Raw genomic sequence first — 21278 nt, forward strand, 5'->3', positions numbered from 1 at the left:
CCCGCAAGGGTGAGCCGTCATGAGGCCGTCGGTGCGGGAACCGCCTTCTCCGCGGCCCGGCTGGTCTCCTCCCAGGCGGCCCAGGTGTCCATCCGCCGCCGGGAGATGTCGAAGGCGACGTCGTAGACCATGCTGCCGAGCAGGAGCCGCAACGGCGGTTCGTCGCTCGCGACCAGCTTCATCACCGCTTCGGCGGCCAGCCTGGGCTCGCTGTCGACAGACCCCTCGGCCCACTGCTCCTCGAGCTCGGCGCGGAGATCGCCGTAGACCGGGTTCGGCTCGGTCGCCCTGCTGCTGGTGTAGAGGTCGGTCCAGTACCCGCCGGGCTGGACGATGGTGACCTTGATGCCGAACTGCGCGACCTCGGCGGCAAGGGCCTCGCTCATCCCCTCCAACGCGAACTTGCTGGCGCTGTAGAGCCCGGTGCTCGGAAAACCACCGAGCGCACCGACGCTGGAGATCTGCAGGAGGCGTCCGCCTCCGGCGGCGCGCAGGTGCGGCACCACCGCCTGGCTGACCCAGAGCGCGCCGAAGAAGTTGAGCTCGACCTGCGCGCGGGCCTCGGCCTCGCCGAACTCCTCCACCATGCCGGTGAACAGCGCACCGGCGTTGTTCACGACGACGTCGAGCCGTCCGAAGTGCTCGACCGCCCTGCTCACGACCTCGAAGACCGCCTCCCGGTCCGTGACGTCGAGGCCCAGCCGGAGGAGCCCCCCGGGGTGCCGCTCCGCGAGGTCGTCGAGCGGCGAGAGGTCGCGGGCCACGCCGACGACCCTGTCGCCGGCGGCCAGCGCCGCCTCGGTGAAGGCACGGCCGAGACCCCGGCTGGCACCCGTGACGAACCAGACCTTGGAGCTTGCTGACGTGACCACATCGTCCCCCTGGGTTCGGTAACGAGACGAACCGTCTCGTCTCGCTGATGGCCACAGCTTGCCCGCGCTCCTCCGCCACGTCAAGACGGACCGTCTCGTCTCGTCCGCCGCTAGACTCCCCGCGTGCCCACGAAGGTCGGTCCCGATCCCAGCCGCCGCAACGACAACGCCCGGCGCGCCATCCTCACCGCCGCCATCGAACTGGTCGGGGAGGTGGGGTATCCGAAGCTCAGCATCGAGGGCATCGCCCAGGCAGCCGGCGTCGGCAAGCAGACGATCTACCGGTGGTGGCCGTCGAAGGGCGCGCTGCTGTTCGACGCCTTCCTCTCGTTCGCCGGCGAGGGCGAGGCCGCGGCACTGCCCGACACCGGCGACCTGTCCGCGGACCTGAAGCTCGTCCTCAAGGCCACGGTCGACGAGCTGGAGGACCCGCGCAACGACAAGGCCATGCGCGCGATGCACGTCGAGATCGTCAACGACCCGGCCCTCGCCGCCGACTACCGGGCGCGACTGGACCAGCCGATGCGCGAGCTGAAGAAGGAACGCCTCCGCGCCGCCCAGCGCGCCGGCCAGCTCGCCGAGGACGTCGACCTCGAGGTCGCCGTCGACCTGGTCTTCGGCCCGGTCCTCAACCGGTGGCTGCAACGCACGGGCCCGCTGACCCACGAATACGTCGAGCACGTGGTGGACACGGCACTGCGCGGCCTGGAGCCGAGATGACCTTGATCTGGGAGGGCTACAACCGGTGGGTCGACCGGTAGAGGGGCGAGGTGGTCCTCGCCCCTCCCGACCCGGTGCCCGCCGGCTGGCTCGACCGCTACGGCTGGAGGATCAACCGGGAGAAGGTCAAGACCCTGGCCGCGAGAACGCAGGCGGAGACGGCGTTCCTGTGCGGATGCGTCGAGAACGAGGAAGAGGTCCTAGACCTCTTCGACCTCGTCGTGTGCCTGGTGATCGACGACGAGACGCTCCGGCAACGCCTCCTGAGCCGCACCACGATTGCCTTCGGCAAGCACCCGGAGGAACTGGCCGCCTCACTCGGGCACAACGCACAGGTCGAGCCCGCGTACCGGCGGCTGGGCGCGACCATCATCGACGGCTGCCGTCCGCTGGAGGAGGTCGTGGAGGCCGCCAGGCGCCTCGCCGGAGGTCAGCCGCCCGTGACCAGGCGGACTGATGTGCCTGGACGTGGCGCTTAGGTCTGCGCCAGGTCCGTGAAGCGGCTGTAGTGCAGCTGGTGCGCGACGGTGATGGTGGCGGTCGGGCCCGCGCGGTGCTTGGCGATGATCAGGTCGGCCTCGCCGGCTCGCGGGTCGTCGCGTTCCCAGGCGTCGGGGCGGTTGATCAGGATGACCATGTCGGCGTCCTGCTCGAGCGAGCCGGACTCGCGGAGGTCGGAGAGCATCGGGCGCTTGTCGGTTCGCTGTTCCGGGCCTCGGTTCAGCTGGGAGATCGCGATGACCGGGACTTCGAGCTCCTTGGCGATCAGCTTGAGCGACCGGGAGAACTCGGAGACTTCCTGCTGGCGCGACTCGGACTTCTTGCCGGACGACATCAGCTGGAGGTAGTCGACGACCACGAGCCTGAGGTCGTGGCGCTGCTTGAGGCGACGGGCCTTGGCCCTGATCTCCATCATCGTGAGGTTGGGGCTGTCGTCGACGAACAGCGGGGCCTCGCTGATCTCGCTCATGCGGCGGGCCAGGCGGGTCCAGTCGTCGTCGCTCATCGTGCCGCCTCGCATGTCGCCCAGGCGGATCCGCGCCTCGGCGGAGAGCATGCGCATCACGATCTCGGTGCGGCTCATCTCCAGGCTGAAGATGGCGCTGGTCAGGCCGTGCTTCACCGAGCACGACCGCGCGAAGTCGAGGCCCAGCGTCGAGTTGTGGGTCGGGATCATCGTCTCGCCCGCGAGGTACAGGTGGTCGTGGTTGTCGACCTCCACGCACCTCACCGGAACGGAGGCGATCGGGCGCACCGCGACGATCTCCACCCGGTCGTGGCGGCCGAGGCCCGCGACGAGCTCGTCGACGTCGCGGCGGAGGCGGGCGAAGCGGCCGTCGATCTGCAGCGCCGCCAGCAGTTCCTCGCGCTGCCTGCGGGACGCGCGCAGGTACGCGGCGGGGATGTGCGGGTCGTCGGCCAGGCCGAGGTCCTTGGCGACGCGCAGTTCCTCGTCGGTCAGCTCCAGGTCGCCGAGGCCCGAGAGGAACAGGCCGAGAGCGCGCGGCGAGAGGGGCAACGGCAGCGCGGGCAGTTCCCAGGCGGCGGACATGCGGATGAACTGGCGGCACAGGCCGGAGCGGTCGAACAGCTGCGCGGTGGTGCGGATCGCCCAGAAGCCGCCGGTCTCGCTGCACGACTCCGTCAGCCACTGGTGCTCGGCGTCGGCCACGATCACGGTGCCGTCGGAGAACTCCACCTCGAAGCACGGGCGCCCCGTCATCACCTCGGTCGCGGCGACCACCCTGGTCGGACGGCCGTCGGCGCCGATCAGGAACGAGCCGACCTCCACCTCGCCCATCGTCGTCCAGCCGGACGGGGTGGGCAGCGGGGTGTCGAGGGCGAGCGCCTTGCCGACACCGGGGCGGGCGGCGACGATGATCATCTGGCCGCCGTGCAGGCCGTTGGTGAGCGCGTCGAGGTCGGCGAAGCCGGTCGGGATGCCCTGCGAGATGCCGCCGCGGGACGCGATCGCGTCGATCTCGTCCATCGTCGGCTGCAGCAGGTCTTCGAGGGCCACGTAGTCCTCGGTCGTGCGGCGGTCGGTGACCTCGTAGATCGCGGCCTGCGCCCGGTCGACCACCTCGTCGACGTCCGCGCCCTCGGCACCGTTGTACCCGAGCTGCACGATGCGGGTGCCGGCCTCGACCAAGCGCCGCAGCACCGCCTTCTCGGCGACGATCTCGGCGTAGTAGCCGGCGTTCGCGGCCGTGGGCACCGTCGCGATCAACGTGTGCAGGTACGGCGCGCCACCCACGCGCAGCAGCTCGCCGCGGCGCTCGAGCTCGGCGGAGATGGTGATCGGGTCGGCGGGCTCGCCGCGGCCGTACAGGTCGAGGATGCAGTCGTAGATCGCCTGGTGCGCCGGGCGGTAGAAGTCGTTCGGCGCGAGCGCCTCGATGACGTCCGCGATGGCGTCCTTGGACAGCAGCATGCCGCCCAGCACGGACTGCTCGGCGGCCAGGTCCTGGGGAGGCTGACGCTCGAATGCGGGCTCCGCCATGCCCCGGTCGTCCACGAGCGCCACTGCTGAATCACCCCTGCGAAGAGTCGAGAGCCGGTGCCTGGTCCCCTAGTTGTACTTCACTGCACCGACAATTTCGGGCGGCCACGCTGCGCGATGACCTCTCCCTGGCAGCGACGCTAGAGGGACCCGTCCGGAGCAAGCAAACCAGCGTGTGGATCGCCCTGTGGACAACTGGGGGACAACCTGTGGATGGTTGCCCACAGGGCTCATGACGCTGGGGACAACCTGTTGACAACCAGTGGAGTGACAGAAGTAACTCCAGCTCAAGGGCTGTGTACAAGTTGTGGAAAAAGTTGTGGGGCGCACGGTCGGCGTGTCGTGAAGAACACCTTCTTCGGCGTGTCGCCGACACGCTGTACGCCGCGTTTATCCACAGGGCGTGGACAGATCAACACTGCTCCGGACGAGCGAAAGCGCCACCCGCCCGGAGCATTCCGGGCCGGTGGCGCTTCGGCAATCCGAACCGCAGGCGAACCTGCCGACGAGTCGTCATCGGGGTCTGCGGGGTCGCCCCCGCAACGGACACCCGAAGCCGAGCCCTGCGAAGCCGCGTCAGCGGCGAGCAGGGCTGGTCACTCGGCGGAGGTCACGTTCAGCGGCAGCGCGACGGTGACCTCCGGGTGGAGGCGAACCGTCACCGAGTGCTTGCCGGTGGTCTTGATGTGACCCGGCAGCTCGATGGCGCGCTTGTCCAGGACCGGACCACCGGCGGACTTGACGGCAGCCGCCACGTCCGAGCTGGTGACCGAGCCGAACAGCTTCTTCGAACCCGAGGCGGCCTTCGCGGTCAGGGTGACGCCACCCAGACCCTCGAGAGCGGCCTTGATCTCCTTCGCGTGGTCCAGGTCGCGCACGCGGCGGGTGTCCTGCGCGCGGGTGATGACCTGGATCTGCTTCTGCGCGCCGCGGGTCGCGACGATCGCGAGGCCGCGCGGGAGCAGGTAGTTGCGGCCGTAGCCGTCCTTGACCTCGACGATGTCGCCGGGAGCGCCGAGGCCGGAAACGTCAGCGGTGAGGATGAGCTTCATCGCGGTGTCCCCTTTCCTTAGCGAGCGGTCGAGGTGTAGGGCAGCAGGGCCATCTCACGGGCGTTCTTCACGGCAACAGCGACGTCGCGCTGGTGCTGCGAGCAGTTGCCCGTGACGCGGCGGGCACGGATCTTGCCGCGGTCGGAGATGAACTTGCGGAGGAGCGTCGTGTCCTTGTAGTCGATCAGGTTCGCGCTCTTGTCCTTGCAGAAGGCGCAGACCTTCTTCTTGGGCTTGCGCACAGGCGGCTTGGCCATGTGTCTCTAACTCCTGGATACGCGGTGAATGAAGTACTGGGTGACCGGTGCAGTTCGGTCTAGAAGGGAGGCTCGTCGGCGAAGCCACCGGAGCCGGCCGGCGGGGCGGAACCCCACGGGTCGTCCGCCGGAGCGCCGCCGCCACGAGACTGCTGACCGCCGCCGCCGCCGAAGCCGCCGCCACCGCCACCGTCTCCACGGCTGACCTTGTTGACCTTCGCGGTCGCGTAGCGCAGCGAGGGGCCGATCTCGTCGACCTCCAGCTCCACGACAGTGCGCTTCTCGCCTTCCTTCGTCTCGAAGGAACGCTGGCGCAACCGTCCGGAGACGAGCACGCGCGAACCGCGGGTGAGCGACTCGGCCACGTTCTCGGCGACCTGCCGCCACACGTTGCACCGCAGGAACAGCGCTTCGCCGTCCTTCCACTCGCCGGACTGGCGGTCGAAGGTGCGGGGCGTGGAAGCGACCGTGAAGGACGCCACCGCGGCACCGCTCTGGGTGAAGCGGAGTTCCGGGTCGGCGGTCAGGTTCCCGACCACCGTGATCGTCGTCTCACCAGCCATGTCTTGGGAGCTCCCCTAATCGAGGTTCGTCAGGCCTTGGCGGCCGACTTGGCGGGCTCGCGGCGCAGGACCTTCGTCCGGAGCACCGTCTCCTGCAGACCGAGCTGGCGGTCCAGTTCCTTCACCGCGTCGGGAGTCGAGGTCAGGTCGAGCACCGCGTAGATACCCTCGGTGTTCTTGTTGATCTCGAAGCTCAGCCGGCGCTTGCCCCACACCTCGACCTTCTCGACGTTTCCACCCGTGGTGCGGATGACGCCGAGGAACGTGTCGAGAGACGGCGCGATCGTGCGCTCGTCGAGACTGGGGTCGAGGATGACCATCACTTCGTAATGACGCATGAGGACCACTCACCTCCTGTGGACTCGCGGCCACGGGCTCTCCGTGGCAGGAGGGTCGTCGCGTCAGCAACTGAAGAAGGTTAACAGGGCGCGTCCACCGACTACGCAGGGGTGCGGCGAAGCGCCCAGGTCCTCACCAGCGCGCCCGTCACCAGGGCCAGCATCAGCACCGCGACCAGCACCGGAGCGCCGACGCCACCGGGACCGCCCAGCCTGGGCAGCGCCGTCGCACGGCCGGCCGCCTGCACCGAGTCGCCCTCGATGCCGTTGCCGCTGGACGCGCGCGGGACCTGGGAGCCGTAGCGCACACCGGGCGACGGCGAGTACAGGCCGGGCATCGCGAACGGCAGCGAGCCGTAGCTGAACAGCGGCACGCGGCCGAAGTTCGCGCCGACCGGGTACAGCGAGAAGTCGCGGTTGCTCGGCGCGCCCGCACCCGTGCCGGGGACACCGGGCTGGGTGCCCGGCTGCGTGCCGGGCTGACCGGGCGGCGTACCGGGCCGGGGCTGCCCGGCGGGGGGCTTCGGTGCGCCGGGGACCGCGCCGACGGCCTGCCGGGAGGCCTCCGCGACGGCCCTGCTGCCGTCCTGGATCGGCGCCGCGACCTGGTTCACGCCGGTCACGGTGACCTTGCAGCCGCTCGTCAACGTCGCGCGGACGGTCTGGTCGAGCGTGCCGAGGATCGGGCCGAGCAGCGGGATCTTCGCGACCTCGACCATCACCGCGTTCGCGATCGTGCCGCCGCCGATGGTCGTCGTCCCGGCCTGCACCGCACCGATCGGGATGGGCTTGACCTGCGAAAACGCCTGCTTGAACGGCTCCGCGAGGGGTGGTCCGAGCAGGGGCACCGCGCGCACGAGGTCCGTGATGGGCTGCGTGACGGCGGCGGGGCTGAGCGAGACGGGGGTGCCGGGCGCGCCCTGGATCGACGTCGCACAGCTGCCGATGACGATGGGCTCCGCGGCCGTGGCCGGACCCGCCCCCACGCCGGCGGAGGCCAGCGCCAGACACGTCGCGGCGGTGACGCTCAGCAGTCGCATGCCAACCCCTTTCCTACTCTCTGGTAACGACCGTAGGTCCTGGTGGTGACGCGAACCACCCCCAGTTTTTCCGATTACTCCTATCGGCGGCGGCTGCGATGGCGTTGCGGGTGCCGACTACCCTCCTGTGCATGCGCATCGGGGCCCATGTACGCGACGACGACCCGGTCGGCGCCGCGGCCGAACGCGGGGCCGAGGTCGTCCAGTTCTTCCTGTCGGACCCCCAGGGGTGGAAGAAGCCCAAACCCCATCCGCAGACGGAGGCGCTGCTCGCCTCCGGCCTCGAGGTGTTCGTCCACGCCCCGTACCTGATCAACGTCGCGTCGCTGAACAACAAGATCCGGATTCCGAGCAGGAAGAACGTGGTCCAGCACGCGGAGGCCGCCGCCGCCGTCGGCGCGAAGGGCCTGGTCGTGCACGGCGGCCACGTCACGAAGGGCGAGGACCCTGCGGAGGGCTTCGCGAACTGGCGCAAGTTCTTCGAGCGCCAGGTCGCCGAGGGCGGCTTCGCGGTCCCCGTCCTGATCGAGAACACCGCGGGCGGCGAGAACGCCATGGCCCGCACGTTCGACTCCCTCAAGCTGCTCTGGGACGCGGTCGGCGAGTTCGGCGCGGGCTTCTGCCTCGACACCTGCCACGCGTTCGCCGCCGGTGAGGACCTGGTCGGCGTCGTCGACCGGGTGAAGGCCATCACCGGCCGCATCGACCTCGTGCACCTCAACAGCTCGCGCGACGAGTTCGGCTCCTCGCGCGACCGGCACGACAACATCAGCACCGGCACCATCGACGCCGAGCAGCTGGCCGCCGTGGCCGCCACCGCCGGATGCCCCGTCGTGGTGGAGACACCGGACGAGGGCCAGGCCGCCGACATCGCCTTCCTGCGCGACCGCGCCGGCCGGTGAGCACCGTGCACGAGGTGGTGAGCGTGACGCCCGAGCGAGGCGAAGCCCGGCGTTTCGCGAACCGCTTCGGCAGCGCCGCCGCTGTCGTGCTCGTGCTCCTGTGCGGCCTCACGCTGCTGCTGGGCTTCATCAACAAGGACCGCTGCACGGGTCCGGCGTTCGACCAGTGGGGCCGCACGCAGCCCGACTACGACGAGCGCAACAAGGAAGACGTCTGCTACTCCGACATCCAGCACCTCTGGATCGGGCGCGACATCGACCGGCACGTCTTCCCGTACGTCGACGGCGGCATCAACGACAAGGGCGTCCTCGTCGGCGGCTCGGTCGAGTACCCGGTGCTCTCCGGCCTGATCATCTGGGCCGGTGCGATCTTCGCGCACAACGACGCGGAGTACCTGCTCTACTCGTCGCTGCTGATGGCGCCGTTCGGCCTGTTCACGGGCTGGTTGCTGGGCAAGCTCGCCCGCTGGCGCGCGTTGCTGTGGGCGATCGGGCCACCGCTGGTCCTCTACGCGTTCCACAACTGGGACCTGCCGGTCGTGCTGTGCTCGGTGGCCGCGGTCTTCGTGGTGCACCGCTGGAACCGGCCGCTGGTCGAACGGGCCGTGGTCGCGTCGGTGCTGCTCGGGCTCGGGTTCGCGTTCAAGGTCTACCCGGCGGCGTTCGTGCTGCCGCTGATGCTCTTCGTCGCCACCGGCGGCTGGCGCGGCCAGGAGATGCCCGAGGGCAAGAAGGTCGACGTCGCCGGCGCGGTCAAGGTCGCCCTCGCCTCGATCGTCACGGTCGTGCTGGTCAACCTGCCGTTCGCCTTCGCGGGCTACGACGGCTGGCTCGCGTCGTTCGAGTTCCAGCAGCTGCGCCGCGTCGACATCACCACGAACTCGATCTGGTACTGGGGTCTGCGGCCGTTCATCGGCGACGACGCCATGCAGTCGCTGGTCGGCGTGATCTCGCCGATCACGATCCTGCTCTCGTTCGCGATCGCCGCCGGCTACGGCTGGCTGCGCTTGCGCCGCGAGGGCACCTACCCGTGGATCGCGGTGTCCGGCGCGATGCTGTGCGGCTTCATGCTGCTGCACAAGGTCCACTCGCCGCAGTACACGCTGTGGCTGGTGCCGTTCCTCGTGCTCCTGCGCGTGAAGCTGGTCTGGGCGTACGTGTACTTCGTGGTCGACCTGGCGATGGGGATCGGCATCTTCCGCTGGTTCTGGGCCATCGAGTTCGGTCAGCCGGCCGGGATCTACGACAGCTTCTCCGCGCAGGCCGTGATGATCGGCGTGTGGGGTCGTGCGGCTCTGCTGGTCGCGCTGTTCGTGGTCTTCCTCAAGGCCCGGGACGTGACCGAGGACGACCGGGAAGACCTGAAGTTCCTCCGCGGGGCAGTGGCAGCGAAGAGCTGATCGTCGCAGACTTCACCCGTGAGGGTGATCATCGTGCTGGCGTTGCTGCTGGCCTGCGGCGCCTCCGGCGTGCCCCCGCGGTCGGAGGTGATCCGCTGGCTGCCCGTGTGGCAGGCCGTCCCGACCCTGTCGGGGGCGGTGCCCGACCGGAGCGTGCGGACGACGATCGACCTCACCGCAGGCGGCACCTCGGTCCGGGTGCGCCTGTCGAACCTCATGGGCACCGAACCCGTCCGCGTCGAGCAGGTCACCGTCGCGGCAGGCGGTGAGACGCGGCAGCTGACGTTCAACAGGTCCCGCGCCGTCACGATCAGGGCCCGCGACGAGGTCTACAGCGACGCCGTGCAGCTCGCCGTCACCAAGACGCTCGACATCAGCACGTACACCCCGGCCGGCACACCGTGTCAGGCGCGCGCACATCGCACCATCACCTCCACACGCGAGCACATCTGCCTGGTCTCGGCGGTCGAGGTGGCGGGCTTCACGGCACCGGGCGCGGTGGTGGCCCTCGGCGACTCGATCACCGAGGGCTTCTACGACGACACGTGGCCGTCGTTGCTCAAAACCGACTACGCCGTGCTCAACGCGGGCATCAACGGCAACGGCGTGGTGGTGGGCAACGCACCGATGGTCATCCGCATGTCCCGCGACGTGCTTTTCAGCCGGGAGGTGCGGAAGGTCTTCCTGCTGGGCGGCATCAACGACATCCAGAACGGCGTCAGCGCCGAGAACGTCATCGCGGGCATCCGCACGATCCAGCGGCGTTGCGAGAACGCGGGCGTGCAGTTCCACCTCGGCACCATCACGCCGTGGCGCGGCTGGTACACCTGGACCGAGGCCAAGGAACAGCAACGGCAGAAGGTGAACGCGTGGATCCGCGCCACCTTCCCCGGCCACGTCGACTTCGACGCCGCCGTCCGCGACCCCGCCGATCCGCTCAGACTGCGTCCGGAGTTCGACTCCGGTGATCACCTGCACCCGAACGCGGCCGCATTCGGTGCGATGGCTCGCCTCGTGCGGGTGTGATGAGCTGCCGGTCCGGCGCATCGACCAGGACGCCCGCCAACGGGTCGTCGCCCGCCATGCGCACGAGGTCCCGCTCCGGGTTGTAGATCTCCTTCAAGATGAAGACGCACAACGCGATGACGGCCGCGTCCCGCAGCAGCACGGCACCGAGGAACCAGTCGATCGGCAGTCCCTTGTTGTCCGTGCCGAGGTAGAAGTACATGCGCGGCACCCACACCAGCGCGTCGACCGCCATCCAGGCCAGCAGCAGCTTCCAGCGCGGCAACGCGAGCACCGCCAGCGGCACCAGCCACAGCGAGTACTGCGGGCTCCACACCTTGTTCGTCAGCAGGAACGCCGCCACGACGAGGAACCCGAGCTGCGCGAGCCGTGGCCGCGTCGGAGCCGAGAGCGCCACGTAGGCGATGCCCGCGCAACACACCAGGAACAACACCATGCTGACCGTGTTGAGCACCGTCGGCGGTTGTCCCTGCGTCAGTCCGGGGTCGAAGCCCTGCCACCCCGTCCACTGCACGAGCACGTTGTAGAGGGTGTCGGGGTCCGCGTTGCGCTCGGTGTTGAGGCGGAAGAACTCCTTCCACCCCGTGTGCGAGGCCGGGTTCAGCGCGATCGGTGCGTTGACGAGCGCCCACGCGCCTATGGCCGCCGCGGTGGTGGTGAGACCCACCTTGAGTCTGTTGGACCGCCAGCACAACAACAGCAGCGGTCCCAGCAAGAACAACGGATAGAGCTTCGCCGCGCCACCGAGCCCCAGCAGCACACCGGCGAGCACGGGTTTCTTCCGTGCCCAGGCCAGCAGACCTGCCGTGGCGAACGCCGTCGCGATCGTGTCGAAGTTCGTGAACGCGTGGACGATGACCAACGGCGACACGGCGACTATCGCCGCGTCCCACATCCGGCGACGCGCAATGCGCGCAACGCAGAACACGGTGACAAGCCACGCCACGGCCAACCAGAACGCCGTCACGTTGAAGAACACGATCACCGTCATCGGCATGCCCGGCACGAGCGCCACGAGACCCTGCGCCACCCGCGCGTTGAGCCACATGAACAGCCCCGTGACCACCGGGTACTCCATGTACCGGACGTGCTCGGTCGGCTTGCCCTCGTCGTCCTTCCACGACGTGATGTACGGGAAGGAACCGCGCTGGTCGAGCCGCTCCGCCGTGTACAGCGGCACCGTGTCGGAGTAGCAGAGGGCCGTGAACTGCCTGCTGCCCCGCCAGTCGAGCTGCACGACGCCCTTGTCGTCGACGTACTGCTGGATGCACGGCGACTTCTGCACCCACCCCAGCAGCAACGTGACCACGGCGAGCATCAGCACGACCCGCACCGCCGTCCAGAAGTAGTTCCTGCCGACGAGCGCGTGCTCGCCGAGAGGACCGCCGAACGGTCTGCTCAGGCCGCGGGCGAGCGACTCGGTCCACGTGGGTGCGACCCGCTCTTCACGGGTGAGCGAGACGGTGTCCTCGGCGCGGTCCTCGGTCGGGACCTCGGCGGGAAGCTCGGCAGGGCTGCTGGGCACCTCGCGGATGTTACGGCCAAGACCGTTTGACCGTGGTCAACATCCCTGGACCGATCTCGGTCCGGCCGCGCGGTGCCGGGCAACGGAACGGGCCCGGCGCGTCGGCGCCGGGCCCGTTCCGTGTTCAGTTCCTCAGATCAACCCGGGCATTCAGGTGTCGCCGGGGTCGCGGCCCCCCGTCGGGTTGCCGGGTCCCGGCTTCGACGACGTCGAGGTGTTCGGGTTGCTCGGAGGACAGATCAGGCCCTGGCACGGCTCGCCCGTCGGCCTGGTCGGCTTCGTCGGGGACTCCGGCGTGTTCGACGACGGCGTGTTCGACGGGGTGTTGGACGGCGTGTTGGACGGGGGTGGCGGCTCCGACTTCCGCGGCGGGTTGAAGTTGCCGAGGGGCTTGGGCTTCGGGAACGGCTCCTTCTGAGCGCCCGCGAGAGCCCCGTCCATGAACTTCTTCCAGATCTGGCCCGGGAGACCCGAACCGAAGATCGCCTTGCCTTCCTTGTTCCTGATCGGCACGTTGCCGGCGTCCTTGCCCATCCAGACCGAGGCGGCGAGCTGCGGCGTGTAGCCGACCATCCACGCCTTCGAGTTCTGGTCGATGCTGTCGGCGAGCTCGTGCGTACCGGTCTTGCCGGCGCACTCGCGGTTGCCCGCGCAGCCGATCTTCGAGAAGGCCGGGATCTCCTTCAACGCCTCGGTGACGTTGTCGGCGATGTCGCGGCTCTTCTCCTCCACCGGGTCGAAGGCCGGGACCGGCTGGTCGACGTGCTGGTAGAGGACGTCGCCGTTCGGGCCCGCGATCTTCGTGACGAAGAACGGCGCGCGGTAGATGCCGCGGGCGGCGAACGTCGCGTAGGCCGAGGCCATGTCGAACGGCCGCACCTGGGCGTTGTCGGCGCCGATGGCGATACCGGCGTTGGGCTTGCCGCCGCCTTCACCGACCAGCAGCTGCTTCGCCTTGCCGTCGACCATGACGGTCTTCGGGATGCCGGCCTCGTGCGCCGCGTTCGCGACGGCGACCGTGCCGGTGCCGTTCGGGCTCGCCACCATGTCGTAGAACACGGTGTTGAGCGACTCCTTCATGGCCTGCTTGATCGGGCATTCCTTGCCGCACGTCGTGTTCGAGGCGTTGCGGATCGGAACGCCGGCGATCGTGCGCGGCGTGCTGTCGTAGGTGTCGCCGATGCCCTTGCCCATCTTCAGGGCGGCGACCAGGTCGAACGGCTTGAACGACGAGCCGGCCTCCTGGATCGTGCCCTTGGCGTAGTCGATGCCCTTCAGGCCGTCCTTGCCCGGGTAGTACGCCCTGACGGCGCCGGACTGCGGCTCGATCGCGCTGAGCGACGTGCGCAGCTCCGGGTCCTGGCCCTGCATGACGGAGTTCACGGCGTCGACCGCGGCCTGCTGCATCTTCGGGTCGATGGTCGTGTGGACCGTGACGCCGACCTTCTGCGCCTTCTCCATCGTGAGACCGATCAGCTCGCTGTCGATCTCGTTCTGGACCTGCTGGCTCACGCGGGCGAGCGGGCCGTCGAGACCCGCGGGCTGCGTCTGCTCGAACGGCAGGGGCGTCGGGTACTGGCGCGCGTCGTAGTCGGCCTGGCTGATCCACTTCTTCTGAAGCATCTGGAGCATCACGAACTCCCAGCGCTTCTTCGAGTACTCCTGGTCCTCCGACCACGAGGGCGTCTGGATCATGCCGGCGATGAGGGCCGCCTCGGAAGGCGTGAGCTCCTTCATCTCCTTGTCGTAGTAGACCTGCGCCGCCGCCTTCATGCCGTTGGCGCCACGACCGAAGTACACCGTGTTCAGGTACGCGGTGAGGATCGTGTTGTGGTCCGACTCGTTGCTCATCTTGTAGGCCTTGACGAGCTCCGTGAACTTGCGGGTCAGCGTGGCTTCTTCCTTGCCCGTCGCCTTCTTGATGTACTGCTGCGTCAGACCGGAACCACCACTGCTGCCGCCGGTCGCCTGGATCCAGACGGCGCGGACGATGGCCTTGGCGTCGAAGCCGGGGTTGTCGTAGAAGTTCGCGTCCTCCGCGGCCATGACCGCGTTCTTGACGGTGTCGGGGATCTCCTCGTACGTCAGCATCGTGCGGTTCTGACCGGGCGAGGTGATCTTGCCCATCTCGGTGCCGTCCGAGTAGAGCAGCGTGATCGTCTTGTCCTGGTCGGCCGCGATGTCGTTCGGGCGCGGCCAGTCGACGAGCGGGTACGCGACGGCGACGGCGATCACCGGCCCGAGGATCATCAGGCCGATCGCGACGAACGCACCGATCCGGACGCGCTTCCAGAGCTTCTTCTTGCGCAGGCGGCGCTCCTCCTCTTCGGTGAGCTCCGGCTCGTCGTCGTACTCGTAGTCATCGTCGGCGACACCGGCACCGACGCCCGCCATGAGGAACTCGTCCTCCGGCTCGCGGTGGGTGATCAGCTCCGGTTCGCGCTGCGTCGGCCGGTTGACCGGCGGCATCTGCGTGGTGCGTTCCTCACCGGGGTTGCGCGGCGCAACGCCGGGACGACCGGGACCGCCCTGGGGACCGGGACCGCCGGGACCACCGGGACGGCGGCCACCGGGAGGCGGGGCGATCGGCATGCCGCCGGGAGGCGTCGGGGGACGGCCACCGGGACCGCCGGGTCCACCAGGACCTCCGGGACCGGGCGGACGGCCGGGACCGCCGTGCGGGCCACCGGGCCCACCCTGCGGACCGCCTGGTCCGTTCGGGCGGCGTGGGGGCTGCTGCTGTGGGAAACCACCGGGCGGCGTGCCACCCTGGGGAGGGCGCGCGAAACCGCCGGGCGGAGTGCCCGGTCGCGGCTGATTCGGGACATCGCGTCTCGTGCCGCCGCCGTCCGGGTCGTCCCCGGTCGGCCATTGCGGTTCGCCTCCGCGCTGCCTGTCATCATGCTGGTCGTTCACGTGAAAAGGCCTCCCAGACCGGCGTGCGTCAGCACACGGTTCGGTGGTCGTACTTCATTCGGAGCAGTGTCACCTGTGGGTCATTCCGCCGCGGTCCTCCTGCGTGGCTTTTCCAGCCCACGCTTCCCCAGGACGTATGACTGCACCAGGTGGTTCCAACTGCACGTGCGGCAAACCTCCACCACGTACACGGAGAACTCCTCGAAGAGGTTCGCCATCTTCGCGAGTTCTTCGGGTGCGCGGGCCGAGCCGGCCGCGTGCTTGAGCTCGTCGCCGTAGACCCACGAGACGTGCGTGAGCGGTTCCTTCCGGCAGACCGGGCACGGCACTTCGGTCGCCGTCCCGTGGAACTTCGCAGCTCGCAGCAGGTACGGGGACGCGTCGCAGACCTCCATGGTGCCCGTGCGACCGGCATAGACCTCCGCCAGCAGCGCGCGGCGCTGCAGCGAGTAGTCCACCACCTGTCGTTGGGTCAACACGAGACAAGAGTACGTGCCGGTCGCTTTGGCCATGATGGGCCGTTCAGGGCAGCGGGCCCGGACGCGGTATCACGGTGTGCCACATCCCACAGTTGAGAGGACCCACCGATGTATCGCATCGATATAATCGCCTCACCTATCGGTGCAGGCGCGAGGAGGTGACTCGTGTTCGAGTTCGCGCTGCTCGGCCTGCTGCACGAGGCGCCCATGCACGGCTACGAGCTGCGCAAGCGCTTGCATGACCTGCTCGGAGCGTTTCGAGCGTTCTCGTACGGATCGCTGTACCCAACACTGCGGCGACTCCAACGTGCGGGCCTGATCGTGGAGGAGGGGCCGGAAGAGTCGGCTCTTTCTTGGGGACGTCGGGCGCGCAAGGTCTACAAGCTCACGCCGGAGGGCAAGGAGCGGTTCGCCGAACTCCTCTCCGACGCGGGCCCGCAGACCTGGGACGACGACTCGTTCGGAGTCCACCTGGCGTTCTTCTCGCGCACGCCGGCCGACGTCAGGATGCGCATCCTGGAGGGTCGTCGGCGGTGTGTCGAAGAACGCAGGGAGGGGCTGCGCGAGCGGCTCACGCGCACGGGTGAGCAGATCGACCGCTACACGCGTGAGCTGCACAGGCAGGGCCTGGAGAGCACGGAGCGCGAGGTGCGGTGGCTCAACGAGCTCATCGCGCACGAGAAGCACGAACTGTCCGAGCAGGACGAGTAGGACTTCAAAGTTGATCAAGGAGGACTCGGCAATGGGCGAAAACCGCCGCACCGTTCGAGTGGCCATCGTCGGGGTTGGCAACTGCGCGGCGTCGCTGGTGCAGGGCGTCCACTACTACCGTGACGCCGACCCGAGCACCCGCGTGCCCGGTCTGATGCACGTGCAGTTCGGTGACTACCACGTGCGCGACGTCGAGTTCGTCGCAGCGTTCGACGTGGACGCGAAGAAGGTCGGTGTCGACCTCGCCGAGGCGATCGTGGCCAGCGAGAACAACACCATCAAGATCGCGGACGTGCCGCCTCTCGGCGTCGTCGTCCAGCGCGGGCACACCTACGACGGCCTCGGCCGGTTCTACCGCGAGACGATCGAGGAGTCCGACTTCGAGCCGGTGGACGTCGTCGCGGCGCTGCGCGAGGCCGAGGTCGACGTGCTCGTCTCGTACCTGCCGGTGGGGTCGGAGGAAGCGGACCGCTTCTACGCCCAGTGCGCCATCGACGCCGGTGTGGCGTTCGTCAACGCCCTGCCCGTCTTCATCGCCTCGGACCCGGAGTGGGCGGAGAAGTTCCGCGCCGCCGGCGTCCCGATCGTCGGTGACGACATCAAGTCCCAGGTGGGCGCCACCATCACGCACCGCGTGCTGGCGAAGCTCTTCGAGGACCGCGGCGTCCAGCTCGACCGCACCATGCAGCTGAACGTCGGCGGCAACATGGACTTCCTGAACATGAAGGAACTGGAGCGCCTGGAGTCCAAGAAGGTCTCCAAGACCCAGGCCGTCACGTCCCAGGTGGACCGCGAGATGGGCAAGCGCAACGTCCACATCGGCCCGTCGGACTACGTGGCGTGGCTCGACGACCGCAAGTGGGCCTACGTGCGCCTCGAGGGTCGCGCGTTCGGCGACGTGCCGCTGAACCTCGAGTACAAGCTGGAGGTCTGGGACTCCCCGAACTCCGCGGGCATCATCATCGACGCGGTCCGCGCGGCGAAGATCGCCCTCGACCGGGGCATCGGCGGCCCGATCCTCTCGGCGTCGTCGTACTTCATGAAGTCCCCGCCCGTGCAGTACTCGGACTCCGAGGCGCACGAGGCCGTCGAGGCGTTCATCCGCGGCGAAGCCTGATCTGCGAGGGGCCGCCTTCCCGGCGGCCCCTCCTCTCAGCGCTTCGAGAGCCTGAGCTTCTGCCAGCTGCCGTCCGCGGTCCACCCACCGTCGACGGGCAGTGCGACACCGTTGACGTACTTCGAGTTGTCGCTCGCCAGGAACCGCACGGCCTGCGCGATGTCGTCCGGCGCCGCGAACCTCCCCGCCGGCACGTGGTCGGTGATGTCGTCGTCCACGTAGTACCCGCCGGCCTGCGACTCGACGTCCATCTCGGTCTTGACCCAGCCGGGGCACACGGCGTTGACCCTGATCCCCCGCCCGCCCCACTCGACGGCGAGCGTGCGCGTCAACCCGATCAACCCGTGCTTGGTCGTGTTGTAGGCGGCCCGGTCCGCTACCCCCTGCAACCCGGCGACGGACGCGATGTTGACGACGCTGCCGCCGCGCTGCTCGAGCATCACCCTGCCCAGCGCCTGCGTTAGCAGGAACGGCCCGGTCAGGTTGACCGCCATGATCCGCTCCCACTGCTCGAGGCTGGTGTCCTCGAACGGCACGATGCCCGCGATCCCGGCGTTGTTGACCAGCACGTCGACCCGTTGGTGGGTGTCGAGGACGTGTTCGGTCAGGCGCTGGACGTCCGCGGCGCTCGCCACGTTGCCGACGATCCCGCCCTCGCTCTCCCGCAGGTCGAAGCCGACGACGGCGTACCCGTCCTCGCGCAGCACCTCGGCGATGCGCCGACCCATGCCCTGCGCGGTGCCGGTGACCACAGCAACTCGTTGCGTCATGGACGCCACGCTAAGGACAGACGGCGCCCGACGGGAGGCACCTGCCCGTGGTTCTGGTGCTCAGCACCAGACCTGCTGGCAGAGGCAGCAGGAGATGCGTCACGCCAGCGCGTCCGGCAGCTCCGAGATCGACCCCAGCACCCGCACCTGCTCCAGCACCTCCGCGGCGGGCGGGAAGTGCGGGTTCGGCACCGCGAGCACGGTCATCCCCGCGGCCAGCGCCGCCTTCAACCCGTTCGTCGAGTCCTCGACCGCATAACAGGAAGTGGCGGACACCCCGAGCCGTGAGGCCGCCAGCAGGTACACGTCCGGCGAGGGCTTCCCGGCAGCGCACTCCTCCGAAGACACGGCCACGGGCACCGGCAGCCCGGTCACGTCGAGGAAGACCCTGATCAGCACGGCGGGCGCCGAGGACGCGATCGCCACCGGAAACCGCGAGGCCACCGCCCGAACAGCCTCGACGGCACCGGGAATCACCGGCAGGTGGGCCGCGTAGGCCTTCTCCATCTCGGCGATCACCCCGGCGGAGGCCTCTTCGGGCTCCAGGCGCACCCCGACCGCCTCGACCAGGTACGCGCCCCACTCCGGCGTCGACATCCCCTGCATGTCGCGGGTGGCGGTGGCCGTCCACGTCCCGCCGTGCGCGGCGGCGAACGACTGGCGCACCTCGTCCCACACCTGTTCGGAGTCGATCAGCACGCCGTCGAGGTCGAAGATCACCGCATCCACACCGGGAACCGTACCGCGTGCTCCACAATGCTTCGCTATGCTAATGAAAATCTGCCGGCTCAGCCCAGGCGGTTGTCGCTTTCACCGGATCGGCCTGCGCGGCCGCGTTCTTCACAGTTCTCGCCTGGTCGCCGTTCGTCGTCGCCGCGGTCCTCTGCCTCGTGGCCACCGGACTGCCGGTGTTCACCCGCACGGACACAAGGGACGTTCCGTCCGAAGCTGTGCTCGCGGGTGAACAACTTGTGGGTTAACAAAGCATGAACGGACGCCTACGGTCGGGTGCGGTTCCCCAGCCGACCGTAGGAGGCCCCCACCATGATCCCTCTGCCTCTCGTCAACCACCGCGTCGGCAGAGCAGCGGTGACGTGCGAGTACCGCTGCGGGGACGCGTGCTTCCACGACGTCCCGAACACCTCCGACAACCCCTACTTCGGCGACCTGGTCAGCCGCCGCACCGCCCTCAAGGCCGGTGCCGTGGTCGCGGCCACCGCGGCGGTCGCCCTGCCCGCGACCGCCGCCGCGGCCCCCGCGCAGGCGCAGGGCCACCGCCCGCCGAAGGGGCTCGACTTCAAGCCCGTCGAGGTCAACACCCTGGACGAGGTCGTCGTCCCCGAGGGGTACGAGCAGGGGATCGTGATCCGCTGGGGCGACCCGCTGTTCCCCGGCGTCCCCGAGTTCGACTTCGACGACCAGACCGCCGCCAAGCAGGAGAAGCAGTTCGGCTTCAACTGCGACTTCGCCGCGATCCTGCCGCTGGACCCGCTGGAACTGAGCGGGATCATGGTCACGAACCACGAGTACACCAGCGAGACGTTCATGTTCCGCGGGTACGACCCGAACAACCCGACCGAGGAGCAGGTGAAGATCGGCTGGGCCGCGCACGGCCTGTCCGTCTTCATGATCAAGCGGTCGCTGTTCTCCGGGCACTACCGGCCGAAGTTCAGCAAGTACAACCGCCGCATCACGCTGCACACGCCGTTCGAGGTGCGCGGTCCCGCCGCGGGCAGCGACCTGCTCAAGACCTCCGTCGACCCGACCGGCCGCAGGGTGCTCGGCACGATCAACAACTGCGCCGGCGGCGTCACGCCGTGGGGCACGATCCTGTCCGGTGAGGAGAACTTCAACCAGTACTTCGCCAACGCCGCCGGCCGCAACGACCCGCGCCTGACCCGCTACGGCGTCACCGGGAACGCGACCACCCGCAAGTGGGAGCGCTTCGACAAGCGCTGGGACCTCGCGCAGGAACCCAACGAGGTCAACAGGTTCGGCTGGGTCATCGAGCTCGACCCGCACGACCCGGACTCCACTCCGGTCAAGCACACCCACCTCGGCCGCTTCAAGCACGAGACCGCGAACATCCGCGTCGCCGACGACGGTCGCATCGTCGCCTACTCCGGTGACGACGAGCGGTTCGAGTACATCTACAAGTTCATCTCCAACGGCAAGATGAAGCGCGGCAACAGCAAGGCCGCACGCCGCCACAACATGACGCTGCTCGACGACGGCACCCTGTACGTGGGCCGGTTCAAGGGCGACAGCCCCGTGAGCGAGATCGACGGCACCGGGAAGCTGCCGAGCGACGGCAAGTTCGACGGCACCGGCGAGTGGATCCCGCTCGCGGCGGGCGACAGGTCCTTCGTGCCCGGCATGACCGCCGAAGAGGTGTACGTCTTCACGCGCCTCGCGGCGGACAAGGTCGGCGCGACGAAGATGGACCGCCCCGAGGACATCCAGTGCCACCCGCGCACCGGCACGGTCTACTGCGCGCTCAGCAACAACGTCGAACGCGGTGTCACACCCGGCAAGGAGGGCGCGACCGAGCCGAACCCGCGGGTCAACAACCGCCACGGCCAGGTGCTGGAGATCACCGAACGGCGGGGCGACGCGCTCGCGCTGACGTTCAACTGGGGCCTGTTCCTCGTCTGCGGCTTCCCCGACGACCCGGCCACCTACTTCGGCGGCTACGACAAGTCGCAGGTCAGCCCGATCTCCAGCCCGGACAACGTGGCGTTCGACCGGCACGGCAACCTGTGGATCTCCACGGACGCGGACGGCAAGCTCGACGGGCTCAACGACGGCCTCTACGGCGTGCCGCTCGAAGGGCCGGAACGCGGTCACCTCAAGCTGTTCCTCACCGTGCCGCGCGGCGGTGAGACCTGCGGACCGGTGATCGGCGAGCGGGTGATCACCGTGTGCGTGCAGCACCCCGGCGAGGTGGACGGCGCGAGCGCGGACAAGCCCGTGTCGAACTGGCCGGACCGCGGCACCAGCAGGCCCCGCCCGTCGGTCGTCGCCGTGTGGCGCAAGGGCCGTCGTCAGCTGGGTGAGATCGGTTGATCACCCTGCGTGCTGTGGTCG

The 21278-nt window shown here is 68.9% G+C and carries 20 protein-coding genes; 8 read left to right on the plus strand and 12 right to left on the minus strand.

Features of this window, described 5'->3' with window-relative positions; genetic code table 11:
- Positions 1–17 precede the first annotated feature (17 nt).
- Positions 18–872, minus strand: a complete 855-nt coding sequence (locus tag V1227_RS28390; RefSeq protein WP_329788444.1) for an SDR family oxidoreductase — start codon at positions 870–872, stop codon at positions 18–20.
- A 123-nt stretch (positions 873–995) separates the two neighbouring features.
- On the opposite strand from V1227_RS28390, the gene V1227_RS28395 reads away from it, so the two are divergent.
- Together V1227_RS28395 and V1227_RS28400 are read left to right on the plus strand one after the other, a co-directional pair.
- Complete coding sequence (locus tag V1227_RS28395; RefSeq protein WP_329788445.1) at positions 996–1592, plus strand: TetR/AcrR family transcriptional regulator; 597 nt, start codon at positions 996–998, stop codon at positions 1590–1592.
- 50 nt (positions 1593–1642) lie between these two features.
- Positions 1643–2071, plus strand: coding sequence for a hypothetical protein (locus V1227_RS28400; protein WP_329788446.1), 429 nt, complete (start codon positions 1643–1645; stop codon positions 2069–2071).
- On the opposite strand, the gene dnaB is transcribed toward V1227_RS28400, so the two are convergent.
- The 6 genes from dnaB to V1227_RS28430 all read right to left on the minus strand — a co-directional run bounded on the left by dnaB (position 2068) and on the right by V1227_RS28430 (position 7345).
- The gene (gene dnaB, locus V1227_RS28405) at positions 2068–4095 is read right to left on the minus strand and encodes a replicative DNA helicase (RefSeq protein ID WP_329794133.1); all 2028 of its coding nucleotides are present in this window, start codon (positions 4093–4095) and stop codon (positions 2068–2070) included. The genes V1227_RS28400 and dnaB overlap by 4 nt on opposite strands.
- Positions 4096–4691: 596 nt before the next feature.
- On the minus strand, positions 4692–5147 hold the full coding sequence (gene rplI / locus V1227_RS28410; protein WP_236221060.1) for a 50S ribosomal protein L9: 456 nt from the start codon (positions 5145–5147) through the stop codon (positions 4692–4694).
- 17 nt (positions 5148–5164) lie between these two features.
- Positions 5165–5404, minus strand: coding sequence for a 30S ribosomal protein S18 (rpsR, locus tag V1227_RS28415; RefSeq protein WP_030465683.1), 240 nt, complete (start codon positions 5402–5404; stop codon positions 5165–5167).
- A gap of 59 nt (positions 5405–5463) precedes the next feature.
- Positions 5464–5967, minus strand: coding sequence for a single-stranded DNA-binding protein (locus V1227_RS28420; protein ID WP_086666964.1), 504 nt, complete (start codon positions 5965–5967; stop codon positions 5464–5466).
- 29 nt (positions 5968–5996) lie between these two features.
- The gene (gene rpsF, locus V1227_RS28425; RefSeq protein ID WP_236221059.1) at positions 5997–6305 is read right to left on the minus strand and encodes a 30S ribosomal protein S6; all 309 of its coding nucleotides are present in this window, start codon (positions 6303–6305) and stop codon (positions 5997–5999) included.
- A 101-nt stretch (positions 6306–6406) separates the two neighbouring features.
- Positions 6407–7345 carry a hypothetical protein gene (locus V1227_RS28430; RefSeq protein WP_329788447.1) on the minus strand — a complete coding sequence of 313 codons (939 nt, stop codon included), beginning with the start codon at positions 7343–7345 and terminating at the stop codon, positions 6407–6409.
- A 131-nt stretch (positions 7346–7476) separates the two neighbouring features.
- Between V1227_RS28430 and V1227_RS28435 the strand changes: the two genes are divergently transcribed.
- From V1227_RS28435 to V1227_RS28445, 3 genes are read left to right on the plus strand one after another with little or no spacing between them, the layout of a single operon-like run.
- Entirely contained in the window at positions 7477–8247 is a 771-nt protein-coding gene (locus V1227_RS28435) for a deoxyribonuclease IV (RefSeq protein ID WP_329788448.1), read from the plus strand.
- 23 nt (positions 8248–8270) lie between these two features.
- A complete protein-coding gene (locus V1227_RS28440) occupies positions 8271–9647 on the plus strand; it encodes a glycosyltransferase family 87 protein (protein WP_329788449.1) in 1377 nt (458 codons plus the stop codon).
- Between the two features lie 18 nt (positions 9648–9665).
- Positions 9666–10673 carry a GDSL-type esterase/lipase family protein gene (locus tag V1227_RS28445; protein WP_329788450.1) on the plus strand — a complete coding sequence of 336 codons (1008 nt, stop codon included), beginning with the start codon at positions 9666–9668 and terminating at the stop codon, positions 10671–10673.
- Here the strand turns inward: V1227_RS28445 and V1227_RS28450 are convergent.
- The 3 genes from V1227_RS28450 to V1227_RS28460 all read right to left on the minus strand — a co-directional run bounded on the left by V1227_RS28450 (position 10585) and on the right by V1227_RS28460 (position 15593).
- Positions 10585–12198 carry a glycosyltransferase family 87 protein gene (locus V1227_RS28450; RefSeq protein ID WP_329788451.1) on the minus strand — a complete coding sequence of 538 codons (1614 nt, stop codon included), beginning with the start codon at positions 12196–12198 and terminating at the stop codon, positions 10585–10587. The two genes, V1227_RS28445 and V1227_RS28450, sit on opposite strands and share 89 nt — an antisense overlap.
- 150 nt (positions 12199–12348) lie before the next feature.
- Positions 12349–14790, minus strand: coding sequence for a transglycosylase domain-containing protein (locus V1227_RS28455; protein ID WP_329788452.1), 2442 nt, complete (start codon positions 14788–14790; stop codon positions 12349–12351).
- A 404-nt stretch (positions 14791–15194) separates the two neighbouring features.
- On the minus strand, positions 15195–15593 hold the full coding sequence (locus V1227_RS28460; RefSeq protein WP_236221054.1) for a DUF5318 domain-containing protein: 399 nt from the start codon (positions 15591–15593) through the stop codon (positions 15195–15197).
- A 165-nt stretch (positions 15594–15758) separates the two neighbouring features.
- Between V1227_RS28460 and V1227_RS28465 the strand changes: the two genes are divergently transcribed.
- Together V1227_RS28465 and V1227_RS28470 are read left to right on the plus strand one after the other, a co-directional pair.
- Positions 15759–16304: a PadR family transcriptional regulator gene (locus V1227_RS28465; protein WP_236221053.1), complete on the plus strand. Its 546-nt coding sequence runs from the start codon at positions 15759–15761 to the stop codon at positions 16302–16304.
- Between the two features lie 31 nt (positions 16305–16335).
- A complete protein-coding gene (locus tag V1227_RS28470) occupies positions 16336–17421 on the plus strand; it encodes an inositol-3-phosphate synthase (RefSeq protein WP_329788453.1) in 1086 nt (361 codons plus the stop codon).
- Positions 17422–17456: 35 nt separating this feature from the next.
- Here the strand turns inward: V1227_RS28470 and V1227_RS28475 are convergent, their stop codons facing one another.
- Complete coding sequence (locus V1227_RS28475; RefSeq protein ID WP_329788454.1) at positions 17457–18191, minus strand: SDR family NAD(P)-dependent oxidoreductase; 735 nt, start codon at positions 18189–18191, stop codon at positions 17457–17459.
- A gap of 99 nt (positions 18192–18290) precedes the next feature.
- Positions 18291–18920 (minus strand): HAD family hydrolase, encoded by a 630-nt coding sequence (locus V1227_RS28480; protein ID WP_329788455.1) that lies wholly within the window; start codon positions 18918–18920, stop codon positions 18291–18293.
- A gap of 315 nt (positions 18921–19235) precedes the next feature.
- Here V1227_RS28480 and V1227_RS28485 point away from each other — a divergent pair, with 315 nt between their 5' ends.
- A complete protein-coding gene (locus V1227_RS28485) occupies positions 19236–21257 on the plus strand; it encodes a PhoX family protein (RefSeq protein ID WP_329788456.1) in 2022 nt (673 codons plus the stop codon).
- The last annotated feature ends 21 nt before the right edge of the window (positions 21258–21278 follow it).

The organism is Lentzea sp. DG1S-22 (genome assembly GCF_036321065.1).
Lineage (GTDB): Bacteria > Actinomycetota > Actinomycetes > Mycobacteriales > Pseudonocardiaceae > Lentzea > Lentzea jiangxiensis.

Excerpts from the sequence above, each read along its gene's own strand:
- V1227_RS28455 (WP_329788452.1), bottom strand. The coding sequence starts at position 14,790 with ATGCCGATCGCCCCGCCTCCCGGTGGCCGCCGTCCCGGTGGTCCCGGC.
- rplI (WP_236221060.1), bottom strand. The coding sequence starts at position 5,147 with ATGAAGCTCATCCTCACCGCTGACGTTTCCGGCCTCGGCGCTCCCGGC.
- V1227_RS28485 (WP_329788456.1), top strand. The coding sequence starts at position 19,236 with ATGATCCCTCTGCCTCTCGTCAACCACCGCGTCGGCAGAGCAGCGGTG.
- V1227_RS28475 (WP_329788454.1), bottom strand. The coding sequence starts at position 18,191 with ATGACGCAACGAGTTGCTGTGGTCACCGGCACCGCGCAGGGCATGGGT.
- V1227_RS28430 (WP_329788447.1), bottom strand. The coding sequence starts at position 7,345 with ATGCGACTGCTGAGCGTCACCGCCGCGACGTGTCTGGCGCTGGCCTCC.
- dnaB (WP_329794133.1), bottom strand. The coding sequence starts at position 4,095 with ATGGCGGAGCCCGCATTCGAGCGTCAGCCTCCCCAGGACCTGGCCGCC.
- V1227_RS28420 (WP_086666964.1), bottom strand. The coding sequence starts at position 5,967 with ATGGCTGGTGAGACGACGATCACGGTGGTCGGGAACCTGACCGCCGAC.
- rpsR (WP_030465683.1), bottom strand. The coding sequence starts at position 5,404 with ATGGCCAAGCCGCCTGTGCGCAAGCCCAAGAAGAAGGTCTGCGCCTTC.
- V1227_RS28435 (WP_329788448.1), top strand. The coding sequence starts at position 7,477 with ATGCGCATCGGGGCCCATGTACGCGACGACGACCCGGTCGGCGCCGCG.
- V1227_RS28470 (WP_329788453.1), top strand. The coding sequence starts at position 16,336 with ATGGGCGAAAACCGCCGCACCGTTCGAGTGGCCATCGTCGGGGTTGGC.
- rpsF (WP_236221059.1), bottom strand. The coding sequence starts at position 6,305 with ATGCGTCATTACGAAGTGATGGTCATCCTCGACCCCAGTCTCGACGAG.